The sequence below is a fragment of the Lentzea sp. CC55 genome (assembly GCF_021056325.1).
GTDB classification, from domain to species: domain Bacteria; phylum Actinomycetota; class Actinomycetes; order Mycobacteriales; family Pseudonocardiaceae; genus Lentzea; species Lentzea jiangxiensis.
Genome location: NZ_JAJCXE010000045.1, coordinates 87,254 through 110,160 on the forward strand (window position 1 = coordinate 87,254; position 22,907 = coordinate 110,160).

Sequence of the window (22,907 nt, forward strand, 5' to 3'; positions counted from 1 at the left end):
GTGACGACACCAGGCTGTCCGCAACCGGACAGCCTGGTGGATCGTTCCCCTCTCAGCCCGTCGTGCAGGTGCTCCCGTTCAGCGTGAAGGACGACGGCGCCGGGTTGGAGCCGCTGTACGTGCCGTTGAACCCGATGCCGGTCGACGCGTTCGGCGCGAGCGAGCCGTTCCACGACAGGTTGGTCGCGGTGACGTCGGCACCGGACTGCGCGAACGTCGCACCCCAGCCCGGCAGCGTGACGCGCTGGCCGTTGGCGTAGCCGAAGGCCAGCGTCCAGCCGTTGATCGGGCTGGTGCCCGTGTTCGTGATGGTGACGTTGGCGGTGAAACCGCTGCCGCCACCCCAGTTCTGGGCGGAGTAGGCGACCTTGCAGGTGCCCGTGCCGCCACCCGCGCTCGTGGTCGCCGTGCCGGCGGCCGAGACCGCCGATACGTTGCCGGCCGCGTCCCTGGCGCGCACCTGGTAGCGGTAGGTGGTCGACGGGGTCAGGCCGCTGTCGGCGAACGTCGTCGTCGCCGACGAGCCGACCTGCGCGAACGAACCGCTGCCCGTCGCGCGGAGCACGTCGTAGCCGGTGACTCCGACGTTGTCCGCGGACGCGGCCCAGCTCAGCGTGAGGCCGGTGGACGTGACGCCCGAGGCCGAAGGGGTGCCGGGCGCGGTCGGCGCCTCGGTGTCGGCGGGGCCACCACCGCCGTAGATCGTGGCCTCCTTCGACGTCTGCCGGACTCCGTTGGCGCCGTTGAGGAACCGCTCACCCCAGGGCGTGAGGCTCGCCGGGTTGAACGAGGTGACCATGTCCAGGTAGCCGACATCGCTGCTGTTGCCGCTCCACGACCAGCCGAGGTAGCCGAGGCCGCGCGCCTGGGCCTGCGCCATGATCGTGTCCTCGTCGGGGTCGCCGTCGCTGTGGTCGTGCCCGAACTCCCCCACCACGAGCGGCAGGCCGGCGGTGCGGAACGCGTCGAAGTAGGCGTTGACCTTGTCCGCGGTGTTGTAGACGCCGTACATGTGGATGGAGAACACGGTGTTGCGCTGCGGGTCGGCGTTGAGCACCGAGGCCGCGCCGTCGCGCATGATGTTGCCCCAGTCCTGGCCCCACATCGGCGCGTCGGCCATCAGCAGGTGCTGCAGCCCCGCACCGCGCAGGCGGCTGATCGCGCTGCTCGTCGCGCTCGCCCACGTCGCGCTCACCTGGGCGTTGTTGCCGAACGGCTCGTTGCCGAGGTTGATGACGACGTAGTTCTCCTGCCCCTTGAGCGCGCTCGCCACGCTGATCCAGTACGTGGCGGCCTGGTCCAGGGTCGCGGCCCCGCTCTGCTCGCCGTAACCGGTGGTGTCGTGCACCTCCAGCACGCAGATCAGCTTGTTCTGCTTGCACAGCGAGATGACGCTCGTGACCTCGGACGCGGGCGTCGGGCCCCAGCGCTGGCCGCTGCCGAGCACGACGCGGACCGTGTTGGCGCCGAAGGACTTGATGTCCGCGAACGCCCTCGTCTGCGACTGGTACCAGACGTGCGCGTGGTTCACGCCGCGCATCACGAACGGGGTGCCGTCGGCCTCGACGACCCGCGTGCCGTCGACGCGCAGACCCACCGCCGCCGGGGGTTGCGAGCCGAGCGCCGCCACGACGGCCGGGTACCAGCGGCTCTCGATCTTCTGGATGCCGGTGGAGCTGTTCGGGTGCACGCCGTCGGTGGTGTCGGCCGCGGTGTCGAACCCGGTCCACTGGTCGACCACGGTGATCGGGGACGCCGCGGTGCTGTTCGCCCGCGCCCAGCCGGGGATCGCGGCGTTCAGGTCCGCGACCCGCTGCGCGCACGCCGTGCAGTTCGACGGGTTCATCGGGATGATCTGGGCCACCACCAGCTTGATCGCCGGGTTGCTCGCCCGCATCTGGCCGAGCATCGTGGTGTAGGCGCCCAGGATCGTGTTCGCCGGGATGTTGTTCCAGACGTCGTTGGTGCCGAGGTGCATGAGGACGACGTCGGGACGCGCGGACGACAGCCAGCCGGGCAGCCGGTTGTCGCGCACGATGGTGGTCGCCAGGATGCCGCCGTGGCCCTCGTTGTCACCGTCGTAGGTGAACCCGCAGCCCGGCGCGGGCAGCGAGCCGACGAAGTCGACGCTGTGCCCGGTGTCCTGCAGGTGCTTCGCGAGCAACGCCCGCCAGCACCCCGGCGAGCCGGTGATCGAGTCACCGAGCGCCATCACCCGCGGTGGTGCGGCGTTCGCCGGGGACGCGGCGACGACGACGCAGGCCGCCAGCAGCAGGCCGGTCACCACCGCTCGGAGAAATCGCAAGGTCACGACGACCTCCTGGGAGGAAGAGGGGCTGGTCTGTCCGGTTCTGGGAGCGCTCCCGGAATCGGGACACTAACCAGCCGATGACCCGACGACACCGCCGAGTGGACCACCGCGAACGCCTGTCCGCCGCGGACAACCGGCTGACCTCGACATGTCCTGCCGGACAGGTCCTGCGCCGCCTCGCCGCCATCGACTCGCCGTTCGCGCCGTTCGACGGACCTCGTTCGAACGGCGCCGCGAATTCGACTCGGAAAACGCTTTCCACATTCAACGGCACCAACTCTTGCGCCGCTCGGCGCGAACGGGCCATGGTAGCGCCCGTGGATCTGCGACGAAGCGTTCTGCTCCCGCTGGTGGTCACCGCCCTCTTCACCGCACAGGCTCCTGCCTCCGCGGGGGCTGCCGGGGACGAGAGGCGGGACCTCACCGCGCGGCCCGCTGTCCCCGAGCGGCTCGACCGGGGGCTCGTCGCGGTCCCCGCGGCCGGCGGCGTGCACCTGAGCTGGCGGCTGCTCGGCCACGAGGCCACCGGTGCGACCGCGACCGGTCTCGCCGGTCCGGACTTCGCGGTCTTCCGGGACGGCAGGCGGATCGCGACCGTCACCGGCAGCACCACCCACACCGACCCGGACCCCCGGCCCGGCGCGCGCTACCAGGTGGCTCCCGTCGTGCGCGGGGTGCCGCTCGGGCGCGGCCGGCCGGTGACGGCCTGGGCCGCGCCGCACCACGACCTCCCGCTGCGCAAGCCCGCCGACGGGGTGACGCCGGCCGGCGAGAGCTACACCTACTCCGCCAACGACGTCAGCGTCGGCGACGTGGACGGCGACGGCCGGTACGAGTACGTCGTGAAGTGGGACCCCGGCAACTCCAAGGACGTCTCGCAGGCCGGCTACACCGGGCCGGTGTACCTCGACACGTACCGCTTCGACGGGACGCTGCTGCACCGGATCGACCTCGGCGTGAACATCAGGGCGGGCGCGCACTACACGCAGTTCCTGGTCTACGACTTCGACGGCGACGGCCGGTCCGAGCTGATGACGAAGACCGCGCCCGGCACCAGGACCGTGGGCGGGGACGGGCGGTCGCGGTACATCACCCTGCCGCGCGAGGACGTCCGCGCGGGCTACGCGCACACCGACGACTACCGCCTGAGCGCCGACGGGTACCGCACCCACCTCATCGGCGTCTTCCGCGGCTGGCACGCGCACCCCGAGGTCGTCGCCGGGCGGTGGCCCTCGACGCTGGAGCAGGCGCTGGGCCTCGACCCGCGTTACGCCTACCCGTTGTCGGAGACCGACGCCGCCGCGCTCGCCGACCACTTCCTCGACGTCTACGCGCCCTCCCGCAGCGCCAACAACCGGTTGCGCCAGTTCGCCGGCTTCGTCGTCGACGGCCCGGAGTACCTGACGGTGTTCGACGGCGCGACGGGCCGGGAGTTGCAGACCGTGCGCTACGAACCGGGCCGCGGCGACGACGGGCTGATGTGGGGCGACTACGCCATGAGCCGCATCGAGCCGGGCAACCGCGTGGACCGGTTCCTGTCCGGGGTGGCCTACCTGGACGGCAAGAGCCCGTCCGCGATCTTCGCCCGCGGCTACTACACCCGCTCCGCGGTCGCCGCGTACGACTGGAACGGCCGCAGGCTCACGAAGAGGTGGCTCGCCGACAGCGGGCACGTGCCGATGACGAACCCGTTCCGCGACGCCCCGCACGGCCGTGACGGCACGAACCCGAGCCACGCGAAGCTCACCACGCAGGGCGCGCACTCGCTGAGCGTCGCCGACGTCGACGGGGACGGCCGCCACGAGATCGTCTACGGCGGCGCGACGCTCGACGACGACGGCTCGCTGGAGTACAGCTCCACGGGCGTGCTGCCGCCGGGCAGCGCCGATCCCGGTGCGGTGGCGCGGATCGGCCACGGCGACGCCCTGCACGTCACCGACGTCGACCCGGACCGCCCTGGTCTGGAGATCCACATGGTGCACGAGGGAGCGCGCTCGGCGCCGTACGGCTACACGCTGCGCGACGCGCGGACCGGGGAAGTGCTCTACGGCGGCTACTCGGGGATGGACACGGGCCGCGGCATGATCGGCGACGTCCGGCCGGACGTGCGCGGCATCGAGACGTGGGCGTCGATGCCGGGCGGCTCGGACTCCTCGGGCCTGTGGAGCGCGGACGGCCGCCGGCTGGACACCCGCTCTCCGGGGACGAACATGAGCATCCGCTGGGCGGGCGACCTGACCACGCAGATCGTGAACGGCGCCCAGGACGTCACGCCGACCGTCGACGACTGGCGGCGCGGCACGCTGCTGACCGCCACCGGCACGCGGACCAACAACGGCACCAAGGGCACCCCGTCGCTGGTGGCCGACGTCCTCGGCGACTGGCGCGAGGAACTCCTCGTGCGCACCCACGACAGCTCGGCGCTGCGCTTCCACCTCAGCACCGAGCCGACGAGCCACAAGATGTACACGCTGATGCACGACCGCCAGTACCGCGTCGAGGTCGCCCGCCAGCAGACCGCCTACAACCAGCCGTCCCACCCGGGCTTCCACCTCGCCTCGGACACCGATTGGTCGCGCGTTCCCCTGCCGCCGCGCCGCTGACCCGTGTGAAGATCGCAGGGACCGCTCGAGTGAGGAGATCTGCGTGCCCGTCGTCGACATGCCCGAGGAAGACCTGCTCCGGCACCGCGTCACCACCCCGGAACCGGACGACCTCGACGAGTGGTGGGCGGCCCGGCTGGCCGAGACGTCGGCCGCCGCGAGCCCGCCCGTGCTGACGCCGCACGAACCGGACCTGTACCGGCCGCTGGTGGTGCACGACGTGGAGTTCTCCGGCGCCCACGGCCACCCCGTCCGCGGCTGGTACCTGCGCCCCGCGGGCGACGACCCGTTGCCGGTGGTCGTGACGTACATCGGCTACGGCGGCGGCCGTGGTGTCCCCGCCCAGCACACGCTGCTGCCGAGCCTCGGTTTCGCGCAGTTCGTGATGGACAGCAGGGCCCAGGGCGGCCGCTGGTCCGTGGGCGCCACCGCTGACGCGGGAGCGGGCACGGGTCCCGAGCACCCCGGCGTGATGACCAGGGGCATCTCCAGCCCGGAGGGCTACTACTACACGCGGCTGTTCCTCGACGCCGCACGGGCCGTGGACGTCGCCGCCGGACTACCGGGCGTGGACCCCGGTCGCATCGCCGTGACCGGGGGCAGCCAGGGTGGCGCGCTCGCGCTGGCCGCCGCCGCGTTGCGCGCGGACCGCGTGAAGGTCTGCCACTCCGACGTGCCGTTCCTGTGCGACCTGCACCGCGCGGTCCGCATCGGCACCACGCCGCCCTACACGGAAATCAGCGACTTCCTGGCGCAGCACGACGCTCTCGTGCCCACCGCCTTGAACACCCTGCGGTACGTCGACTGCGCCCTGCTCGCCCGGCGGATCACCGCGCCGACGTTGTTCAGCGTCGGGCTGATGGACGAGACGTGCCCGCCGTCCACCGTGTACGCGGCGTACCACGAGGTCCGCGCGCCCAAGGAGATCACGGTGTCGCCGTTCGGCAAGCACACCACGCCCACCAGCCACCTGGAGACGCAGCTGCGGCACCTGCGTCAGCACCTGTAGGCCGTTCCCGGGTGGCGCGACCGGCCCGCCGTGCTCGTGCCGCGCCACCACCTCCCCCGCTCTCAGGGCGTGGCGAAGCTCGGGTGCGGCGGCTGGTTGTAGGCGGTGTTCTGGAACGCCACCGCCACGCGGTACTGCCGGTCCTGCATCAGCGACACCCGCCGGATGTCCGTCGGCTCGGTGGTCGAGTAGATCCGCAGCGCCCGGTTGTCCGAGGTGCGCCAGACGACCTCCTCGCGCCAGTCACCGAGGATGTCCGCGGACAGCGCCGGCGTGGACTTGGTGCCGTTGTTCGACGCGACGCCGGACCCGGTGAGCAGCCTCGTGTCGCCGTTGGGACCGTACTTGTCGATCGTGGTGCCGTTCAGCAGCTCGCGCTGGGCGTCGCCGTCCCACCAGATGACGAAGTTCGTGGACCCCGGCTTGCGGGCCGAGACCTGGGCGCCCGTGGTGGCGCTGCGCAGGCCGGCGACCGACGACGACCACGCCTCCGCGCCGGGGTTGCCCGCCCAGATGTCGGCGGCCACCGCCCTGCCGTTGTCGCAGCCGCACGACGGCGCGCTCCAGATGATCTGGCCGGTGCGCGCGTCGCCCATCCAGTGCGTGACGTCGGTGGTCGACTCCGACGGCTTGAAGACCTCGAGGCCCGCGCGGGACGGGATGAAGTCGCCGACGTGCAGCGCGTCGCCGTGGCGGGTGCCGTTCTGCCACAGGCCCCGGCCGTTGTCGTCGATCGCCATCGAGCCGTAGACGATCTCGTCCCGGCCGTCGGCGTCGACGTCGGCCACCGACAGCTGGTGGTTGCCCTTGCCCTCCCAGGCCGCGCGGTTCGGCTGCGCGGCCGAGTCGAACGTCCAGCGCTGCGTGAGCTGGCCACCCCGGAAGTCCCACGCGGAGATCACACTGCGGGTGTAGTAGCCGCGCGCCATGATGATGCTCGGCCGCGATCCGTCCACATAGGCCGTTCCGGCGAGGAACCTGTCGACCCGGTTGCCGTAGTTGTCGCCCCACGACGACACGGTGCCGCGCGGCGGCACGTAGCTCTCGGTGTCGAGCACCGCGCCGTCCGTGCCGCGGAACACCGACAGGTACTCGGGTCCGGCGAGGACGTAGCCGCTGCTGTTGCGGTGGTCCGCGCCCGAGTTGCCGATCACCTGCCCCGTGCCCGACCGCGTGCCGTCGGCGGTCTTCACGGCCACCTCGGCGCGGCCGTCGCCGTCGTAGTCGAACACCTGGAACTGCGTGTAGTGCGCGCCGGCCCGGATGTTGCGGCCGAGGTCGATCCGCCACAACCTGGTGCCGTTCAACCGGTACGCGTCCAGGTACACGTTGCCCGTGTAGCCGGACTGCGAGTTGTCCTTGGCGTTCGTGGGATCCCACTTCAGCACCAGGTCCTGCTCGCCGTCGCCGTCGAGGTCGCCCACCGACACGTCGTTCGCCACGTAGGTGTACGCCTCGCCCGACGGGGTCGTCGCGCCGGGAGGGATCTGCAGGGGGACGTCCCTGCTGGTCGCGAGCGTCCCGACGGACCGCGTGACCGCCGCCGGTTCCACGCCTCCGACCACCGGGCGCACCGAGTAGGACGCGGTCGCGGGCGCACCCGCGTCGAGGTAGCTCGTCGCCGTGGTCACCGGAGCCCGGTTGACCCGCACGCCGTCGCGGTAGACGTTGAACGCCACGTCCGCCGCGTCCGAGCCGAGCAGCCGCCACGACACGAAGTTCCCGTTGCCGTGCACCGACCTGGTGCTGACCAGCCCGCGTTCCTGCACCTCGTCCGCGAGGGCGGGAACGCCGCCCGCGGTCAGCACCACCGCGAGCAGCACGCTGAGTCCCGCTGGATTGAAACGTTTCATACCGGTGACGGTAGCGTCGAACAGGTCGAAAGGACCGCGCCGGATTTTTTCGACTCGAATCGACGAAACCGGTGATCAGTAAGGAGATTCGCCCTCGGACGGGTCGTGGGTGTCGAGCCTGCCGCACATTCCGAGGCGTTGCGGCCCCGGCGCCCGCACCACGTGGACGTCCGCCTCGGCGAGATGCGCGATCTCCCCGTCCCGCAACAGGGCCAGGTGCTCCCCGGTGCGTTCGGCGGAGGCCAGCGCCCCGCCACGCCACCGCTCCTCCCAGTCGTCCAGCACGCCCCGCTTGAGGCGGACGGCGGCGCGGTAGAAGTCGTCGAGCGCCGCGTCCTGCCCGGACTCGACCCGACGCCGCAGCTCCAGGAACCCCTCCAGGGCCAGGTCCCGGCGTCGTCGAGCGGCGTTCTCGTCTCCCGCCCCGGCATGGGCGAGATAGCTCTCCTCGTCGGCGAGCACCTCGGCGGGGAACGGGAACACCGCGTCGCCCGCCTCCGGCAGGCCGCTGTTCTGCATCACGACGATGATCCGCAGGTCGCCGTCGTTGACCAGGCGGTGGACCGTGCCGGGCGTGAACCAGGCGACGACTCCCTCGTGCAGCGCGGTTTCGGCGAACCCGCGCCGGGTCAGCGTCTGGACGCTGCCCCGCCCGCCGATCACGTAGTAGCACTCCGCGCAGGCCAGGTGCACGTGCGGCGACCCGCCGCACACCCCGTCCACGGCGGGCCAGTCGTACACCCGCAGGCCGGAGATGCCGACCCCGCCGGGGAAGGGCGTCACCACGGGTGTGCCTCCACGTAGGACTCCAGCCGTTCCCGATCCCACTCCCCGGTGGCGACGACGAGCCGGTACCGCAGCTCCAGCACCTCACCGGGAGGCAGCTCGACCGTGTCGTGGAAGGCGAACGACGGGTTGACCGCCGCGAACGGTGTGCTGCGCACGAACCAGTGCGTGCTCTTGTTGTCCGGGTGGTCGAGGAACAGCAGGGTCGACGACCGGTCCACCTCGTCGTGCCGCCCGATGAACGCGAGCCACGGCGCGGCCTCGCCCATCATCTCCTGTCCCGCTCCCCCACCGGCGGCGATCACCTCGCCGTCGGTGAAGGAGCGCGGTCCGCGCCAGAAGAAGCCGGTGTAGCCCGCGAGCTCACGGCCGTTCGTCGTCGGGCTGCCGAAGACCAGGGGCTCCGGCCGGAGGTTCGTGAGCGCCGTCGCGAACTCGAGCGTCCACGAGTCGTCCTCGACGTCGCGCACGGCGAACGAGCGCCGCTCACCGACCCAGTGCTCGCCCGCCTCGGTGAACCACGACAGCTGCTCCTCGACGCGCGGCCCGTCGACCGCGAACCCGTCGTGCCGCATGGTGCCGACGTTGGGCAGCACCACGTAACCCTGGTCGCGCACGTAGGTGACGCCGCCCCAGAAGTTCTCCCCCGACACGTCCGTCGCGGTCATCTGCACGCCCTTGTGCCACCGGTGGTCGTGCGGCCGGAACGCCGTCACGACGTCGCCGGCGAGCGTGCGCACGGGGTGCAGGTAGGGCTTCGGGCCCTCGAACGCCGGCGTCGACGGCCGGTGCACGTACCGGAAGACCTCGACGTCACCGGCGGACGCGACGAGCGCCTCGTCGTCGTGCCGCAAAGTCACCGAGCGGTCGCCCACGGGGCACCGATCCCTTCCATCGTCGCGTAGAACGGGCTGCCGGGGCCGATTTCACCGGCCTTCACCACGGTCCCGGTGAACGCGGAGGCGTACAGCGCGGCGATGAACTCCATCGTGATCCGCGTGTCCGCCAGCGCCACCGGTGGCGGTGCGCCCTCGTCCAGGGCGTCGAGGAGCGCCTCGACCTGGCACCGGTGACCGCTGACGATCCCCGACCGCCCCTCGCGCCAGCGCGCGGCGACGTCCTCGTGGCCGGGAGCCGGGGTGATCGTCCAGTGCGCGTCGGTGTAGCCGTACAGGTGCTCGACCTCGACCGTGGCGCGTTCGAAGTCGAACCTCAGCTCGGAGGTCTCCCTCGGCGAGAGCAGGGAGTTCACCACCGAGGCGACCGTGCCGTCGGCGAAGGTCACCAGGGCCATCGAGACGTCCTCGGTCTGCACGTCGCGCGCCTGCCGTGCCGCGACCGCCCGGAGCTCCCGCCACGGTCCCAGCACCGACAGCAGCAGGTCGAACTGGTGGATGCCGTGGCCCATCGTCGGGCCGCCGCCCTCGCTGTCCCACGTCCCGCGCCACGGCACCTCGAAGTAGGCGTCGCCGCGGTACCAGAGGGTGTCGCACTTCGCGACGAACGACCGCCCGAGCACGCCCTCGGCGACCAGGCGCCGCAACCGGAGCGCGGCGGGGCCGAAGCGGTGCTGGAACACCGTCGCGACCCGCCCCGCCGAGCGCCGTTCGGCCGCGATCAGCGCGTCGACCTCGCTCAGCGACATCGCCGGGGGCTTCTCCACCAGCACGTTCACCCCGGCGGCGAGGCAGTCGAGCGCGAGCGGCACGTGGTGGCGCGGTGGCGTGCACACGTGCACGAGGTCGAGGTCCTCCGCGTCGAGGAGCGCGGTGGGAGTGGGGTGCGTCCGCGGCACACCCCACTCCCGGGCGAACGCCGTCGCCCGATCGGCGTCCACGTCCACGACCGCCACGAGCTCGACGCGCTCTCCCGCGGCCCGCAGCGCCTCGGCGTGGGCGGCGGCGATCGAACCCGTGCCGACGACGGCGGCGCGCCTCACCGCGCCGCGTCCACTTCGGACTGCACTTCCCTGATGAACGACGCGGCGGCCTGGTCCGGTGTCGTCCGGCCGAACAGGACGTCCTCGGTGTGCCGCTTGAGGATCGTGTCGAGCGTGCTGGCTCCGTTCGGCGTGATCTGCGGCGGGTCGCTCACGGGCACCGTGTCGAGGTACTCCTTGGCGGCCTTGTCCGTGTCCTTGAGCTGCCCCGAGATCGTCTCGCGGATCTTCTGGTTCGCGGGCACGCCGCGCTCGGTCAGCAGCACCTTGGCGGCCTCCTCGTCGTTGGCGAGGAAGTTCACGAACGCCGCCGCCTCGGCCGGGTACTTCGACCGCGCGGAGACCGACCAGAACATCGACGACTTGTAGTAGGCGCCGGGCGCCTTGCCCTGCGTCTCACCGGGCAGCCGCAGCAGCTTGAGCTTGGCACCGCTGGCGGCGGTCAGCGCCGTCAGCTGCGTGTTCCACCACAGGCCGAACGCCGCCGTGTTCGTCGCCGTCGCCGACTGGTTGAGGCCCGCGGAGGCCTTCTCGATCGTCGCGGACGGCGACATCGCGGCACCCGACTTCGACAGGTCGAGGATGTACTGCCAGTAGTCGCGCGCGATCTCCTGCGGCAGCACGACCTTGGCGTCCGCGTCGAACATCGCGTGGCCCTGCTGCCGCGCCCGGATGCTCAGCCCGGCCGCGTCGTTGATGCCGGGCGACTGGACGCCGTACACCGCGCCGCCACCGGCCTTGGAAACCTGCTCGCCGATGGTCTTGAGGTCGTCCCACGACCACTTGGTGTCGTCCGGCACCGGGATGCCGTACTTCGCGAGCAGGTCGGTGTTGACCATGATCGAGTACATGCCGAGACCGACCGGCAGCCCGTACCGCTTGCCGGCGATCGTGCCCGTGGCGAGCGCCTTCTGGTCGAAGTTCGACGTGTCGAGGTGCTTCTTGGCCTCGTTCAGGTCGAGCAGCGCACCGCGCTCGGCGTAGGAGGCGATGTAGAGCTCGTCCATCTGCATGACGTCCGGGGCGTCGTTGGCCGCCATCGTGGTGGCGAGGCTGTCCCAGTAGCCGTTCCACTCCTTGAACTCACCCTTGACGGTGATGTTCGGGTACTTGCGCTGGAACATGTCGATGACCTGCTGGGTGCGCTTGTGCCGGTCGTCCGCGCCCCACCACGTGAAGCGCAGCGTGACCTTCTCCGTCGTCAGGTCACCACCGGCCTCGGACCCGGATCCGCAGGCCGCGAGCAGGGACGCGGTCACCGACAGCAGGACCGCCCACGCGGTCCCGCGGCGAACACCTCTGAGCATGGCTTTCCCTCCGGCTACTTGCCCCCGGTCGTCGCGATCCCCTTGACGAGGTACCGCTGGCCGATGAGGAACGCGAGGAAGATCGGGACGAGCGACACGACGCTCATCGCGAACTGCGAGCCCCACGACGTCGCGACCGTCGAGTCGACGAACGACCGCAGGGCGACGGGAACCGTGTACATCTCCGGGTCCGTCAGGTAGATCAACTGGCTGAAGAAGTCGTTCCACGTCCAGATGAACGTGAAGATCGTGGTGGTGGCGAGCGCCGGCGTCATCAGCGGCAGCACGATCCGCAGGAAGATCCGCGGGTGCCCGCACCCGTCGATCCGCGCCGCCTCGTCGAGCTCGCGCGGCAGGCCGCGGATGAACTGCACCATCAGGAACACGAAGAACGCGTCGGTGGCGAGGATCTTCGGCACGATGATCGGCAGGAACGTGTTGACCCACCCGATCTGCGAGAACAGCACGTACTGCGGCACGATGATCACGTGGATCGGCAGCATGATCGTGCCGAGCATGATCCCGAACCACCACCGCTTCCCGGTGAACTGCAACCGCGCGAACGCGTACGCCGCCATCGAGCACGACACCAGGTTCCCGACGATGCACCCGAGCACCAGGACCGCCGAGTTCAGCAGGTACGTCCCGAACGACGGCGTGAGCGCGTTCCAGCCTTCGGTGTAGTTCTCGGTCTGGAAGCTGTCGAGGATCAGCCCGGGGCTGCGGAAGATCTCGTCACCGGGCCGCAACGAGCTCACGACCATCCACAGCACCGGGTACAGCATCACGAACCCGATCAGCACGAGCCCGACGTGCTTGAGCGGCACCGAGATCCTTCTGCGGACGTCAGTCGTCATAGAACACCCAGTACTTCGCCGCCCAGAAGTTGACCGCGGTGAAGGCCGCGATGATCAGGAGCAGGAACCACGCCAGCGCCGACGCGTAGCCCATGTCGAACCGGCTGAACCCCTGCTGGTAGAGGTAGAGCGTGTAGAACATCGTCGAGTCGGACGGCCCTCCCGTCCCACCGGACACCACGAACGCCTGTGTGAACGACTGGAACGCGTGGATGATCTGCAACACGAGGTTGAAGAACAGGATCGGCGACAGCAGGGGCATCGTGATCCGCCGGAAGCGCGACCACCACCCGGCCCCGTCGATGGCGGCGGCCTCGTAGTACACCACCGGGATCTGCCGCAGCCCGGCCAGAAAGATGATCATCGGCGACCCGAACGTCCACACGTTCAACACGATGAGCGTCGACAACGCCGTGTCGGGGTCCGAGATCCACCCCTTGCCCTCGACCCCGAAGAACCCGAGCACCCGGTTGACCAACCCGTCGGTGCCGAACACCTGCGTCCACAGCACCGCGATCGCCACGCTCGACCCGAGCAGCGAAGGCAGGTAGAACGCCGACCGGTAGAACGCGAGCCCGCGCAACCCCTTGTCGAGCAACAGCGCGACGCCGAGCGCACACGCCAACTGCAACGGCACGGACACCAGCACGTACGTGAACGTCACCCGCAGCGCGTTGTGCAACCGCTCGTCGCCGAGAACCCGCGCGAAGTTGTCCAGTCCGATGAACCGAGGGGGCTGGATGAGGTTGTACTTCGTGAACCCGAGCGCGAACGAGGCCAGCACGGGCCCGACCGTGATGAAGACCAGCCCGGCGAACCACGGCGCCAAGAACCAGAACGCCGCCTTGGTGTCGCGTTTGCGGACCTGCACACCACCCCGGCGCAGCTGCCGCAGTTCGTCGAGGGCGCTCATGAACTCCTGACCCCGTCGTCGGGAAAACGCTTTCCGGAGTCTGCATCGGTGCACCACCAGCGTCAAGGGAGGTGTCGAACGCCGTCGAACCGTTCGTCGAACGCCGTCGGGGTGTTTCGAATACAGTCCTTTGTGGACAGGAACGGGTCCGCGAAGAGGTAGACATGAGCCGAGGCACAACGCAGCCGGGAAGGCGCCCACCCGACTCGCGGAAAGCCGGCGGCATCCCGGCAGTCCGGTCGCGCCGCGCCGGTCACCCACAGCGAAGTACCGGCCGCGCGACACGACCGCGCGCCCCCTTGGCATGATGGGCGGGTGGCCACCGATGCCCGTTCCGTCGTGCTCCGCCGGTACTGCCAGCACGTCGTCGAGTTCGTCCTGCTGTGCGTCGCCGCCGTCCTGGGCCTCGTCCTCGGCGTGCTGCTGTCGTTGCCCCTGATCAAGCTCGGGCTGCCGGCCGGGCTGTTCCGGGTCCTGCCCATGGCGGTGGTGGTGGCGGTGTCGCTGCTCGGCGTGCTGTGGATGGAGATCTGGTACCCGTTCCGCCACGGCGGGGCGACACCGGCGATGCGGTGGCTCGGTCTGCGGATCACGACGCTGCGCGGCGGTGAGCCGCCGTTGCGGGCGTACTTCGTGCGGTGGCTGCTGATGGCCGTGGACGGGTTGCTGCTGGGCCTGGTCGGCGCCGTGCTGATCGCCGTGACGCCCCGGCACCAGCGGCTCGGCGACATGGTGGCCGGCACGGTCGTGGTGCGCGCTACCTGAGCAGTCCGTTGCGCCACGCCCAGATGGCGATCTCGGTGCGGTTGCGGACACCGAGCTTGCCCTGGACGTTCGTGAGGTGCGACTTCACCGTCGAGAGCGAGACGGTCAGCCGCTGCGCGATCTCGGCGTTGGTGAGGCCGCGGCCCACGGCCAGCACGACGTCGAGCTCCCGGCCGGTCAGCGGCGCGCCCCGCTGCTCGGCGCCGCTGGTGAAGTGCGAGAGCAGCCGCACGGTGACCGCGGGCGAGACCATCGCCTCTCCCCGGTGCGCGGCGTGCACCGCCTCGACCAGCAACCGCGGCCGGGCGTCCTTGAGCAGGAACCCGCAGGCGCCGGCGAGCAGCGCGGCGTAGACGTTCTCGTCGACGTCGTAGGTCGTCACGACCAGCACCTTCAACGGGTCCTCGACGCCGGGGCCCGCCAGCAGCTCCGTCGCGCGCAGGCCGTCGAGCTTCGGCATGCGGATGTCCATCAGCGTCACGTCCGGGCGCAGCCGCCGCGCCATCCGCACCGCCGACTCGCCGTCCGCGGCCTCGCTGATCACCTTGATGCCCGGCTCGGCGTCGAGGACCAGCCGGAAACCGGTGCGGACGAGGGTCTGGTCGTCGGCGATCAGCACCCGGATGGTCATCAGATCCCTCTCGGCCCGGTGTGGTCGTCGCCCAGCGGCAGCCGCGCGGTGACCCTCCAGCCGCCGTCCCGCGGGCCCGCGGTGAGCTCGCCGCCCAGCGCCTGCACCCGTTCGGTCATCCCGATGATGCCGTGCCCGCCTTCCCGTGGTGGCGCGGAAACGCCGTCGTTGTCGACCTCCAGCACGAGGTCGCCGTCGTCGGAACGGGCCTCGACCCTGGTCCCGGTGGCCCGCCCGTGCCGGCGGGCGTTCGTCAACGCCTCCAGCAACACCCGGTGCAGCGCTGCGGAAACCTGCGGTGGCAACGAGGTGGCCTCGACGTCGTGCGCGATGTGGACGGAAGCCCCCTCGCCCACGGCGGCGCGCACCACGTCGCCCAGCACGAGGCTCGGTGACGGCAGCGGCTCGTCGCTGCGCAGCACACCGACCAGCCCGCGCGTCGCGGTCAGCGCCTCGGCCGCCGCGTGCTCGATCTGGTCGTAGAACTCGGCGGGGTCCTGGACCGGTGCCGCCGGGTTCGCGGCCAGCGCCTGCGCCGCGCGGGTCCGGACCACGATGCCGGTCACGTGGTGCGCCACCAGGTCGTGCAGGTCCCGTGCCACCTGGAGCCGGTCCTCGGTGCGGATGCGCTCGAGCTCGCTGCGGTGCCGGGCGTCCGCGTCGCGCAGGATCAGTCCCAGCGCCGCCGCGGCCCCCCATGCGAGCGCCGCGGCCACCGGGGCCGCGTGGCCGAGGCCGTAGCGCACGAGCGGGGCGAGCACGACGGTGACGCAGGCGGCGATGGCGAGCACCGCCGCCCGCGCCGGAGGGAGCCGGCGGCATCCGGCGGCGGCCAGCACCAGCACCGCCAGCACCTCCGTCACCGGCGGCTGGGCCGGTACCCGGTCCACGAGTCCGGCCGCGGCCGTGCCCAGCAGGGACAGTGCGACGACCGCACCGGCCAGCAGCTCCAGTCGGCGGGGGAACCGGCGCCGCAGCACCGCGAGGACCGCCGCGGCCTCACCGGCGTACGGCACGACCATCGTGAGCAGCGGCCCGAGGACGCCCGTGGGAGCGTCGCCACCGGCGGCCAGCACCCCGTCGACCACCACGGCCACGACCAGCGCGACGACCTCGGCCACGAACACGCCGCGCCGCGGCGCCGGCACTCCCCCTGCGGTCATGCCGGCATTCTCCGCTACGCCCGCTTGTCGAAGTACGCGTTGGACGCCGGCAGGTAACTCGCCACCACCGCCAGCGCGGCCACGAGCGCGCCCCCGTACGCGGGCAGCGTCGCCGCTCCCTGCCCGATGAACAGGCTGCCGATCTGGAACACCGTGAACACCGTCAGCAGGATCCGCGCCCAGTTGCGCCCCGACCGGAGCTTGAACGCGAGCCACAGCTGGACCAGTGCGATCACGACGGCGATGCTCGCCACCAGGACCTGGGTGAAGGTGGCCGCGCTCTGCAGCTGCTCCTCGGTCATCGACGTGCCCGACGACCTCAGCGCCTCGACGAGGTCGTCGTGGGTGCCCACCAGGACACCGGCCGAGGTCACGGCGAAGACGCAGGACACGAGGAACCCCACGAACGCGGCGATGACGGTGCTCGGCGGCGTGGTCCTACCCGTTCCAGTAGTCATGATCACGACCGTAGGACGCACCTGGAGCCGTTGCACCACAACGAGTTGCCCTCTAGTACTTTCGGACGAGAGCCCGGTTGCGGGACCGGGCTCCCCGTGTCCTCAGCGGGTGAGCGCCACGCGGGTGAAGTCGACCGGGACGTCGAGAGCCACGTTGACGTAGTTGGTGAACACGTTCAGCGCGACGTGCGCCACCGTCTCGACGATCTCCTCCTGGCTCAGCCCGGCGTCACGCGCGGCCTGCACGTCGGCGTCGGAGATCTGGCCGCGGTGCTCGATCAGCGCGGTGGCCAGCGCCAGCACGGCGGCCGTGCGCGGGTCGTCGGACCTGCCGCCCTGCGCGTTGCTCATCTCCTCGGCGGTGGCGCCGGCCTTCTTGCCGAGCATGGTGTGCGCGGAAAGGCAGTAGTCGCACCGGTTCTGGTCGGCGACGGCCACGGCGATCATCTCGCCGACCTTGGCGCCGAGCGTGCCCTTGCCGAGAGCGCCGAACTGCGCCCACATGCTCTGCAGGGCGGCGGGCGAGTTCGCGACGGCCTTGAACATGTTCGGCACGATGCCGAAGGCGCCCTTGATCTGGGCGAGGGTCTCGGCGCGCTCGTCGGTGATCTGGTCGGGGTTGGTGAGTTCGACGCGGGACATGGTGGTTCTCCTCGGTGTGTTGGGTGGAGCGGGTAGGTGGGATGGCGGCGCACTTGCGCGCCGCATGGACTTCGGGTCAGGTGCAGGTGCCGTCGAGGGCGCACGCCCCCGGCGCCGCCTCCTCGTCGACCGGGCGCGGCGCCGCCCCGTCGAGCAGGCGGGTCACCGCCGAGGCGAGCGCCATGTCGTCGACCTGGCCGAACTCGTGCGCCCTCAGCACGCCGTCACGGTCGATGAGCACCGTCGTCGGCGTGCCCTGCATGCGGTAGCGGCTGAAGGTGACCGGTGCCGGGTGGGCGCTGCGGAACGCGTCGACGCCGACCGGGAACGGGATGCGGTACTCGTGCAGGAACGCCTCGAGGCTCGTCGGGGTCATGGCCCGGTGGTGCTCGAAGACGGTGTGCAGGCCGATGACGGCGAGGTCGTCGCCGAACGTCCTGGACAGGCGCACGGCCTGCGGGAGGGCGTGGCTCACGCAGCCCGGGCAGAGCATCTGGAACGCCTCCAGCACCACCACGCGGCCGCGCAGCTGGGCGAGGTCCAACGGCTCGCTGTTGAACCATTGCGTCGTCTCCCAGGGCGGGGCGGGCGCGAGGAGGCCGCTCGACGGCGACATCGACGGGCTCATGCCGTCACCACGCCCGGCCGGCGTAGGGCTGCGACCACAGCGCGACCTGGAGCGTGACCGCCTTGAACCACGCCTGGTGCATGGCCTCGACCTGCTCCTCGGAGTGCCCACCGGCGGCCAGGAACGGTCGGATCGTCGCGGTGATCGGGTAGATGAACGCGATGATGTAGCGCAAGGGGATGTGCGGCACCGAGTCGGCGTCGTCGGTCTCGTTCTTCTTCGGCGCGGTGTGCCGCAGCGCGATCTCCTGCTGGTAGGCGAGCCAGCGCTCGTCGTACGAGCGAGTGCAGGTGTCGACGATCCAGCGGGCGAACCGGGCGCGCACCCGTGCCAGGTAGTCGCCGATCGGCGCGCCGTCCGGGGTGGAGAAGTACGCCACCAGGTGCGGGTGCGAGCCGACGAAGCCGTACCAGACGTCGAGGATCGCCTCGATCTGTCCACTGAGGACCTCGCCGACGGTGTGCAGCGCCTCCTGGTCCGCCGGTCCGAACAGGACGCTCGACAGCAGCAGGTCGAGCTCGGCGCGCGTGACCGGGGACGGCGCGAGGTCCGGGTCGTCGTGGGTGTAGCCCGGGACGGGTTCGGATGACGTCATCGTCGCTTCCTTCGTGGTGGTCGAAGCGGGGGTTCCTCGGCGGTGCGATCGCCAGTCTGCCACAAACTAGGTAGGACTCCTACCAACTTTTCATCGCGGTGATCCAAGTCTCAAGCGGGAATGCACGTACGATCGGCGTGGAAAGTCCCACTGGCGAGGCGGAACGCATGACTGACACCGACGGCACGGCCGGGCTCGACCGGCGGCTGGCCGACGCGCTCGAGCGGCTCGGGCACGGCATGCGGGCGCTGGCGCAGCGCACGGCGCGGGAGTACGCGCTGACGCCGCTGCAGCAGCAGGCGGTGCTGGCACTGGCCCAGCACCCGCAGACCCGTCACGAGGTGGCGGCGCTCGCCGCGGAGTTCGACGTGTCCACGCCGACGATGTCCGACGCGGTGGCTGCCCTGGAGCGCAAGGGACTCGTGACGCGCTCCCCCGGCACGGACGGGCGCCGCCGGCTGCTGTCGCTGACCGCCGACGGCGCCGAGGTCGCGGGTGGACTGTCCTCCTGGGACGATCCGCTGACGGGCGCGCTCGCCGGGATCCCGGAGGCCGACCGCGCGACCACGCTGCACACGCTCCTGCGGGTGATCGCCGGCCTGCACCGCACGGGCGTGGTGAACGTGACGCACACGTGCACCACGTGCCGGTTCTTCGGGCGCGACGAGCACCTGGACCCCGCCGTCCCGCACCACTGCCACCTGCTGCGGATGCCGTTGCCGCTGGCGGGCCTGCGCACGGACTGCCCGGAGCACGAACCGGCCGACGCCCCGGCGGGCCGGCGCAAGCGCACCGCCGGCGGGTGATCCTCAGCCGCGCAGGCGCGCGGCCTGGCCCTCCACCGAACTGCCGGGCCGGCAACCCCACCCACGACCCGGGCAGCACACCGTCGTGCCGCAGCAGGCGTCGGGCAGCCTCGGCGTCGTCCCGGCGGGTGATCCTCAGCCGTACAAGCGCGCGGCCTGGTCCTCCACCACACCACCGAACCGCCGGGCCAGCAACCCCACCCACGCCCCAGGCAGCACGCCGTCGTGCCGCAGCAAGTGCCGGGCAGCCTCGGCGTCGTCCCGGCCGGTGATCCTCAGCCGTACAAGCGCACGGCCTGGTCCTCCACCACGCCCTCGAACCGCCGAGCCAGCAACCCCACCCACGACCCGGGCAACACGCCGCCATGCCGCAGCAGGCGTCGGGCGGCCTCGGCATCGTCCCGGTCGACGTTGACGACGCGGTGCACCTCGGCGGCGGTGATCCCGTGCGCGGGCTCGCTGACGAGGACGATCCCGTCGCCCGCGGCGAGGTGTCCCGGCCGCAGCACGCGGCAGTAGACCCCGGTGCGGCCGGAGCGCTGCGTCCGCACGGCCATGTCCACGACGCCGTGGCGCGCCGCGAGCTTGAAGCACGGCCTGCGCGGCTGGCTCACCTGCAGCAGCACCGTTCCCACGGCGTAGACCGCGCCGATCACGAGGTCGCCCTCCCGCAGCCCGGACGTGGTCAGGTTCTCCCCGAACGCGGGGGTTGCGAGCACGCCGACCTCGTCCGCCCAGGCCGCGTAGTGCTCGTCCGGGTAGAGCAGGACCGCCTTGTCCCGGCCGCCGTGGTGGACCCGGTCGCCCTGCTCGTCGCCGGCGAGACCGAGGACACCGACCTCCACCCGCCCCTCCACGGGCGTTTTGGCGATCGCCGTGGGCACGGCGCTTCCTCGCCACGGGAGCTGCCGCACCGCACCGGTCGACACGACGACCACACGAGCCTCGCTCATCGGCCCCCCTCCACCGCGGCGGCGGCGCAGGCCGCCCACCGCCGCAGCACCTGCACTCCCACGGCCTGCACCTCGTCGACCTCGGCGAGGGTGATCTCGCTGTCCGCCGGCAGGTGCGGCGTGATCTCCCACAGCTCCTGCGGGCCGATCTCGACGTGGAACTGCAGGCCGTACGCCGTCCCGACCCGGAACGCCTGGTGCGCGCAGAGGTCCGAGCTCGCCAGCAGCTCGGCTCCCGGCGGCAGGTCGAAGGTGTCCTCGTGCCAGTGCACGACCGGGATCCGCGGCCCGGCGGGCGAGAACACCGGGTCGTCCGCGCTCACCAGTTCCACCGTGCCGGCACCGATCTCCGCCACCGGCCCGCGCCGCACACGGGCTCCCAGAGCGGCGGCGAGCAGCTGTGCGCCGAGGCAGACGCCGAGAACCGGCTTGCCGAGCCGGACGCACTCCGCGATGAGCTCGCGTTCCCGCGCCAGGTGCGGGTGCTCGTGGTCGTCGAGCGCCCCCATCGGCCCGCCCAGGACGACGAGCACGTCGAGCTGGCCGGCGGCGGGCAGCTCGTCGCCGAGATCGGCGCGGACCACGGTGACCTTGCTCCCCACAGCGAACAACGCCGGTGCGATGAGCCCCGGTCCTTCGAACGGAACGTGCTGGATCACGACTGAGCGCACGGAAGACCTCGTTTTCTTGAACCGGTCCGGACTACTTGCCCCGAGCGGGCTCAGCATGCCACAGTCTAGCTAGGAGTCCTAACTACTTGAGGAGTCGAGTTGCTCCCAGACGACCCGGTCACCGCCCTGCGCGGTGCCTCGTTGCGGGTCACCAAGCAGCGGATCGCCGTGCTGACGGCCCTGGCACACCACCCGCACGCCGACGTCGACCTGCTGGGCCGGGTCGTCCGCGAGGACCTCGGGTCCGTGTCCACGCAGGCGCTCTACGACGTGCTGACGGCGCTGACGGACGCACGCCTGGTCCGACGGCTCGACACCGGGCACCCCGCGCGCTTCGAACTGCGCGGTCACGACCACGACCACGTGGTGTGCCGGGGCTGCGGCGTGCTGGCCGATGTCGAACGGGACAACTCCGCACTCCCGCACCTCCCGCAGGTCCACGGGTTCCGCGTCGACGAGACAGAGGTCCTGCACCGGGGGCTGTGCCCCCGGTGCAGGACCCGCGTTCACCACCCCTGATCGGAGAAGTCCACCAGATGTCGTTCCAGGACAACACCAACCCGCTGACCACGGCCGCCGGCGCCCCGGTCGCCGACAACCAGAACAGCCTCACCGCCGGTGCGCGCGGCCCCGTGCTGCTGCAGGACCTGTGGTTGCTGGAGAAGCTCGCCCACTTCGGCCGCGAGGTCATCCCGGAGCGGCGGATGCACGCCAAGGGCTCCGGTGCGTTCGGCCGGTTCACCGTCACCGGCGACCTCACCGCCTTCACCAGCGCCGCGTTGTTCAGCGCGGTCGGCAACGAGTGCGAGACGTTCGTGCGCTTCTCGACGGTGGCGGGCGAGCGCGGTGCCGCGGACGCCGAACGCGACATCCGCGGCTTCTCGACCCGCTTCTACACCACCGAGGGCAACTGGGACCTGGTCGGCAACAACACGCCGGTCTTCTTCTTCCGCGACCCGCTGAAGTTCCCCGACCTCGCGCACGCCGTGAAACGCGACCCCCGCACCAACCTCCGCGACCCGGAGAACACCTGGGGCTTCTGGACGAACCTGCCCGAGGCGCTGCACCAGGTCACGATCGTGATGAGCGACCGGGGAATCCCGCGCTCGTACCGGCACATGCACGGTTTCGGCTCGCACACCTTCAGCATGGTCAACGCCGCCGGTGTGCGGCACTGGGTCAAGTTCCACCTGCGCACCGAGCAGGGCGTCGAGAACCTGACCGACGACCAGGCGGGCGGGCTGATCAGCGGTGACCGCGAGTCGCACCAGCGCGACCTCTACGAGGCGATCGAGCGGGGCGAGTTCCCGTCCTGGAAGCTCTTCGTCCAGGTCATGCCCGAGGCCGACGCCGCGGGCTACCGGTTCCACCCCTTCGACCTCACCAAGGTGTGGAGCAAGGCGGACTACCCGCTGGTCGAGGCGGGCGTGCTCACGCTCGACCGCAACCCGGAGAACTACTTCGCCGACGTCGAGCAGGCCGCCTTCACGCCGGCCAACGTCGTGCCCGGCATCTCGTTCAGCCCGGACAGGATGCTGCAGGGACGCCTCTTCTCCTACGGCGACGCCGCCCGCTACCGCCTGGGCGTCAACCACCACCAGATCCCGGTCAACCACCCCCACGGCGCGCGGCTGGTCAACAGCTACCACCGCGACGGCGCCATGCGGGTCGACGGCAACCAGGGCGGGGTGCCCGGTGTGCAGCCGAACAACTCCGGCCGCTGGGCCGAGCAACCCGCCTACGCCGAGCCCGCGCAGGCCGTCGGCGCCACCGCCGACCGGTTCGACTTCCGCGAGGACGACAGCAACTACCACGAGCAGCCGGGGAACCTCTTCCGGCTGATGACCGGCGACCAGCAGCAGGCGTTGTTCGACAACACCGCACGAGCGATCAAGGGTGCTCGCAGGGAGACCGTCGAGCGGCACGTCAGCAACTGCGCCAAGGTTGATCCGGCGTACGGCGAAGGCGTGCGCAAGGCCTGCGAGGCGATCGGCGCGCTCTGACGAACGGCTGTGAC

General features: G+C 71.2%; 22 protein-coding genes. 6 read left to right on the forward strand and 16 right to left on the reverse strand.

Annotation, left to right across the window (positions count from 1 at the left end):
- Positions 1-52 precede the first annotated feature (52 nt).
- The gene (locus L6E10_RS28625; RefSeq protein ID WP_236223151.1) at positions 53-2,311 is read right to left on the reverse strand and encodes a cellulase family glycosylhydrolase; all 2,259 of its coding nucleotides are present in this window, start codon (positions 2,309-2,311) and stop codon (positions 53-55) included.
- Positions 2,312-2,628: 317 nt separating this feature from the next.
- Here L6E10_RS28625 and L6E10_RS28630 point away from each other — a divergent pair, with 317 nt between their 5' ends.
- Both L6E10_RS28630 and L6E10_RS28635 read left to right on the forward strand, forming a co-directional pair.
- Positions 2,629-4,914, forward strand: coding sequence for a rhamnogalacturonan lyase (locus tag L6E10_RS28630; protein WP_236223153.1), 2,286 nt, complete (start codon positions 2,629-2,631; stop codon positions 4,912-4,914).
- A 43-nt stretch (positions 4,915-4,957) separates the two neighbouring features.
- A complete protein-coding gene (locus L6E10_RS28635; RefSeq protein WP_090096219.1) occupies positions 4,958-5,923 on the forward strand; it encodes an acetylxylan esterase in 966 nt (321 codons plus the stop codon).
- Positions 5,924-5,985: 62 nt separating this feature from the next.
- Here the strand turns inward: L6E10_RS28635 and L6E10_RS28640 are convergent, their stop codons facing one another.
- The 7 genes from L6E10_RS28640 to L6E10_RS28670 all read right to left on the reverse strand — a co-directional run bounded on the left by L6E10_RS28640 (position 5,986) and on the right by L6E10_RS28670 (position 13,578).
- Positions 5,986-7,776: a rhamnogalacturonan lyase gene (locus tag L6E10_RS28640; RefSeq protein WP_236223155.1), complete on the reverse strand. Its 1,791-nt coding sequence runs from the start codon at positions 7,774-7,776 to the stop codon at positions 5,986-5,988.
- Positions 7,777-7,851: 75 nt separating this feature from the next.
- Positions 7,852-8,562 carry a cupin domain-containing protein gene (locus L6E10_RS28645; protein WP_236223157.1) on the reverse strand — a complete coding sequence of 237 codons (711 nt, stop codon included), beginning with the start codon at positions 8,560-8,562 and terminating at the stop codon, positions 7,852-7,854.
- A complete protein-coding gene (locus tag L6E10_RS28650) occupies positions 8,556-9,437 on the reverse strand; it encodes a DUF6807 family protein (RefSeq protein ID WP_236223159.1) in 882 nt (293 codons plus the stop codon). The genes L6E10_RS28645 and L6E10_RS28650 overlap by 7 nt, the downstream gene beginning before the upstream one ends.
- Entirely contained in the window at positions 9,419-10,501 is a 1,083-nt protein-coding gene (locus tag L6E10_RS40950) for a Gfo/Idh/MocA family protein (protein WP_236223160.1), read from the reverse strand. Before L6E10_RS40950 ends, L6E10_RS28650 begins: the two co-directional genes overlap by 19 nt.
- Complete coding sequence (locus L6E10_RS28660; RefSeq protein ID WP_236223162.1) at positions 10,498-11,808, reverse strand: ABC transporter substrate-binding protein; 1,311 nt, start codon at positions 11,806-11,808, stop codon at positions 10,498-10,500. The genes L6E10_RS40950 and L6E10_RS28660 overlap by 4 nt, the downstream gene beginning before the upstream one ends.
- 14 nt (positions 11,809-11,822) lie before the next feature.
- Complete coding sequence (locus L6E10_RS28665; RefSeq protein ID WP_236223164.1) at positions 11,823-12,665, reverse strand: carbohydrate ABC transporter permease; 843 nt, start codon at positions 12,663-12,665, stop codon at positions 11,823-11,825.
- Positions 12,655-13,578, reverse strand: a complete 924-nt coding sequence (locus L6E10_RS28670; protein WP_236223166.1) for a carbohydrate ABC transporter permease — start codon at positions 13,576-13,578, stop codon at positions 12,655-12,657. The genes L6E10_RS28665 and L6E10_RS28670 overlap by 11 nt, the downstream gene beginning before the upstream one ends.
- Before the next feature lie 315 nt (positions 13,579-13,893).
- Here L6E10_RS28670 and L6E10_RS28675 point away from each other — a divergent pair, with 315 nt between their 5' ends.
- Entirely contained in the window at positions 13,894-14,343 is a 450-nt protein-coding gene (locus tag L6E10_RS28675) for an RDD family protein (protein ID WP_236223168.1), read from the forward strand.
- Here L6E10_RS28675 and L6E10_RS28680 read toward each other — a convergent pair.
- The 6 genes from L6E10_RS28680 to L6E10_RS28705 form a co-directional block, all read right to left on the reverse strand.
- Positions 14,336-14,974, reverse strand: a complete 639-nt coding sequence (locus tag L6E10_RS28680) for a response regulator transcription factor (protein ID WP_236223170.1) — start codon at positions 14,972-14,974, stop codon at positions 14,336-14,338. The two genes, L6E10_RS28675 and L6E10_RS28680, sit on opposite strands and share 8 nt — an antisense overlap.
- The gene (locus L6E10_RS28685; RefSeq protein WP_236223172.1) at positions 14,974-16,137 is read right to left on the reverse strand and encodes a sensor histidine kinase; all 1,164 of its coding nucleotides are present in this window, start codon (positions 16,135-16,137) and stop codon (positions 14,974-14,976) included. Before L6E10_RS28685 ends, L6E10_RS28680 begins: the two co-directional genes overlap by 1 nt.
- A 14-nt stretch (positions 16,138-16,151) precedes the next feature.
- Positions 16,152-16,595 carry a hypothetical protein gene (locus tag L6E10_RS28690; protein WP_236223174.1) on the reverse strand — a complete coding sequence of 148 codons (444 nt, stop codon included), beginning with the start codon at positions 16,593-16,595 and terminating at the stop codon, positions 16,152-16,154.
- Positions 16,596-16,697: 102 nt separating this feature from the next.
- Complete coding sequence (locus L6E10_RS28695) at positions 16,698-17,237, reverse strand: carboxymuconolactone decarboxylase family protein (RefSeq protein WP_236223176.1); 540 nt, start codon at positions 17,235-17,237, stop codon at positions 16,698-16,700.
- 76 nt (positions 17,238-17,313) lie between these two features.
- Positions 17,314-17,865: a redoxin domain-containing protein gene (locus L6E10_RS28700; protein WP_236223178.1), complete on the reverse strand. Its 552-nt coding sequence runs from the start codon at positions 17,863-17,865 to the stop codon at positions 17,314-17,316.
- Positions 17,866-17,869: 4 nt separating this feature from the next.
- The gene (locus tag L6E10_RS28705; protein ID WP_236223179.1) at positions 17,870-18,460 is read right to left on the reverse strand and encodes a protoglobin domain-containing protein; all 591 of its coding nucleotides are present in this window, start codon (positions 18,458-18,460) and stop codon (positions 17,870-17,872) included.
- A gap of 167 nt (positions 18,461-18,627) precedes the next feature.
- Between L6E10_RS28705 and L6E10_RS28710 the strand changes: the two genes are divergently transcribed.
- Positions 18,628-19,266 (forward strand): MarR family winged helix-turn-helix transcriptional regulator, encoded by a 639-nt coding sequence (locus L6E10_RS28710; RefSeq protein ID WP_236223181.1) that lies wholly within the window; start codon positions 18,628-18,630, stop codon positions 19,264-19,266.
- Positions 19,267-19,541: 275 nt separating this feature from the next.
- Here L6E10_RS28710 and L6E10_RS28715 read toward each other — a convergent pair whose 3' ends face one another.
- Entirely contained in the window at positions 19,542-20,219 is a 678-nt protein-coding gene (locus L6E10_RS28715) for an MOSC domain-containing protein (protein WP_236223183.1), read from the reverse strand.
- Complete coding sequence (locus tag L6E10_RS28720; RefSeq protein ID WP_236223185.1) at positions 20,216-20,890, reverse strand: gamma-glutamyl-gamma-aminobutyrate hydrolase family protein; 675 nt, start codon at positions 20,888-20,890, stop codon at positions 20,216-20,218. Before L6E10_RS28720 ends, L6E10_RS28715 begins: the two co-directional genes overlap by 4 nt.
- 99 nt (positions 20,891-20,989) lie before the next feature.
- Between L6E10_RS28720 and L6E10_RS28725 the strand changes: the two genes are divergently transcribed.
- Positions 20,990-21,409, forward strand: coding sequence for a Fur family transcriptional regulator (locus L6E10_RS28725; protein WP_236223186.1), 420 nt, complete (start codon positions 20,990-20,992; stop codon positions 21,407-21,409).
- A gap of 17 nt (positions 21,410-21,426) precedes the next feature.
- Positions 21,427-22,893: a catalase gene (locus tag L6E10_RS28730; RefSeq protein WP_236223189.1), complete on the forward strand. Its 1,467-nt coding sequence runs from the start codon at positions 21,427-21,429 to the stop codon at positions 22,891-22,893.
- The last annotated feature ends 14 nt before the right edge of the window (positions 22,894-22,907 follow it).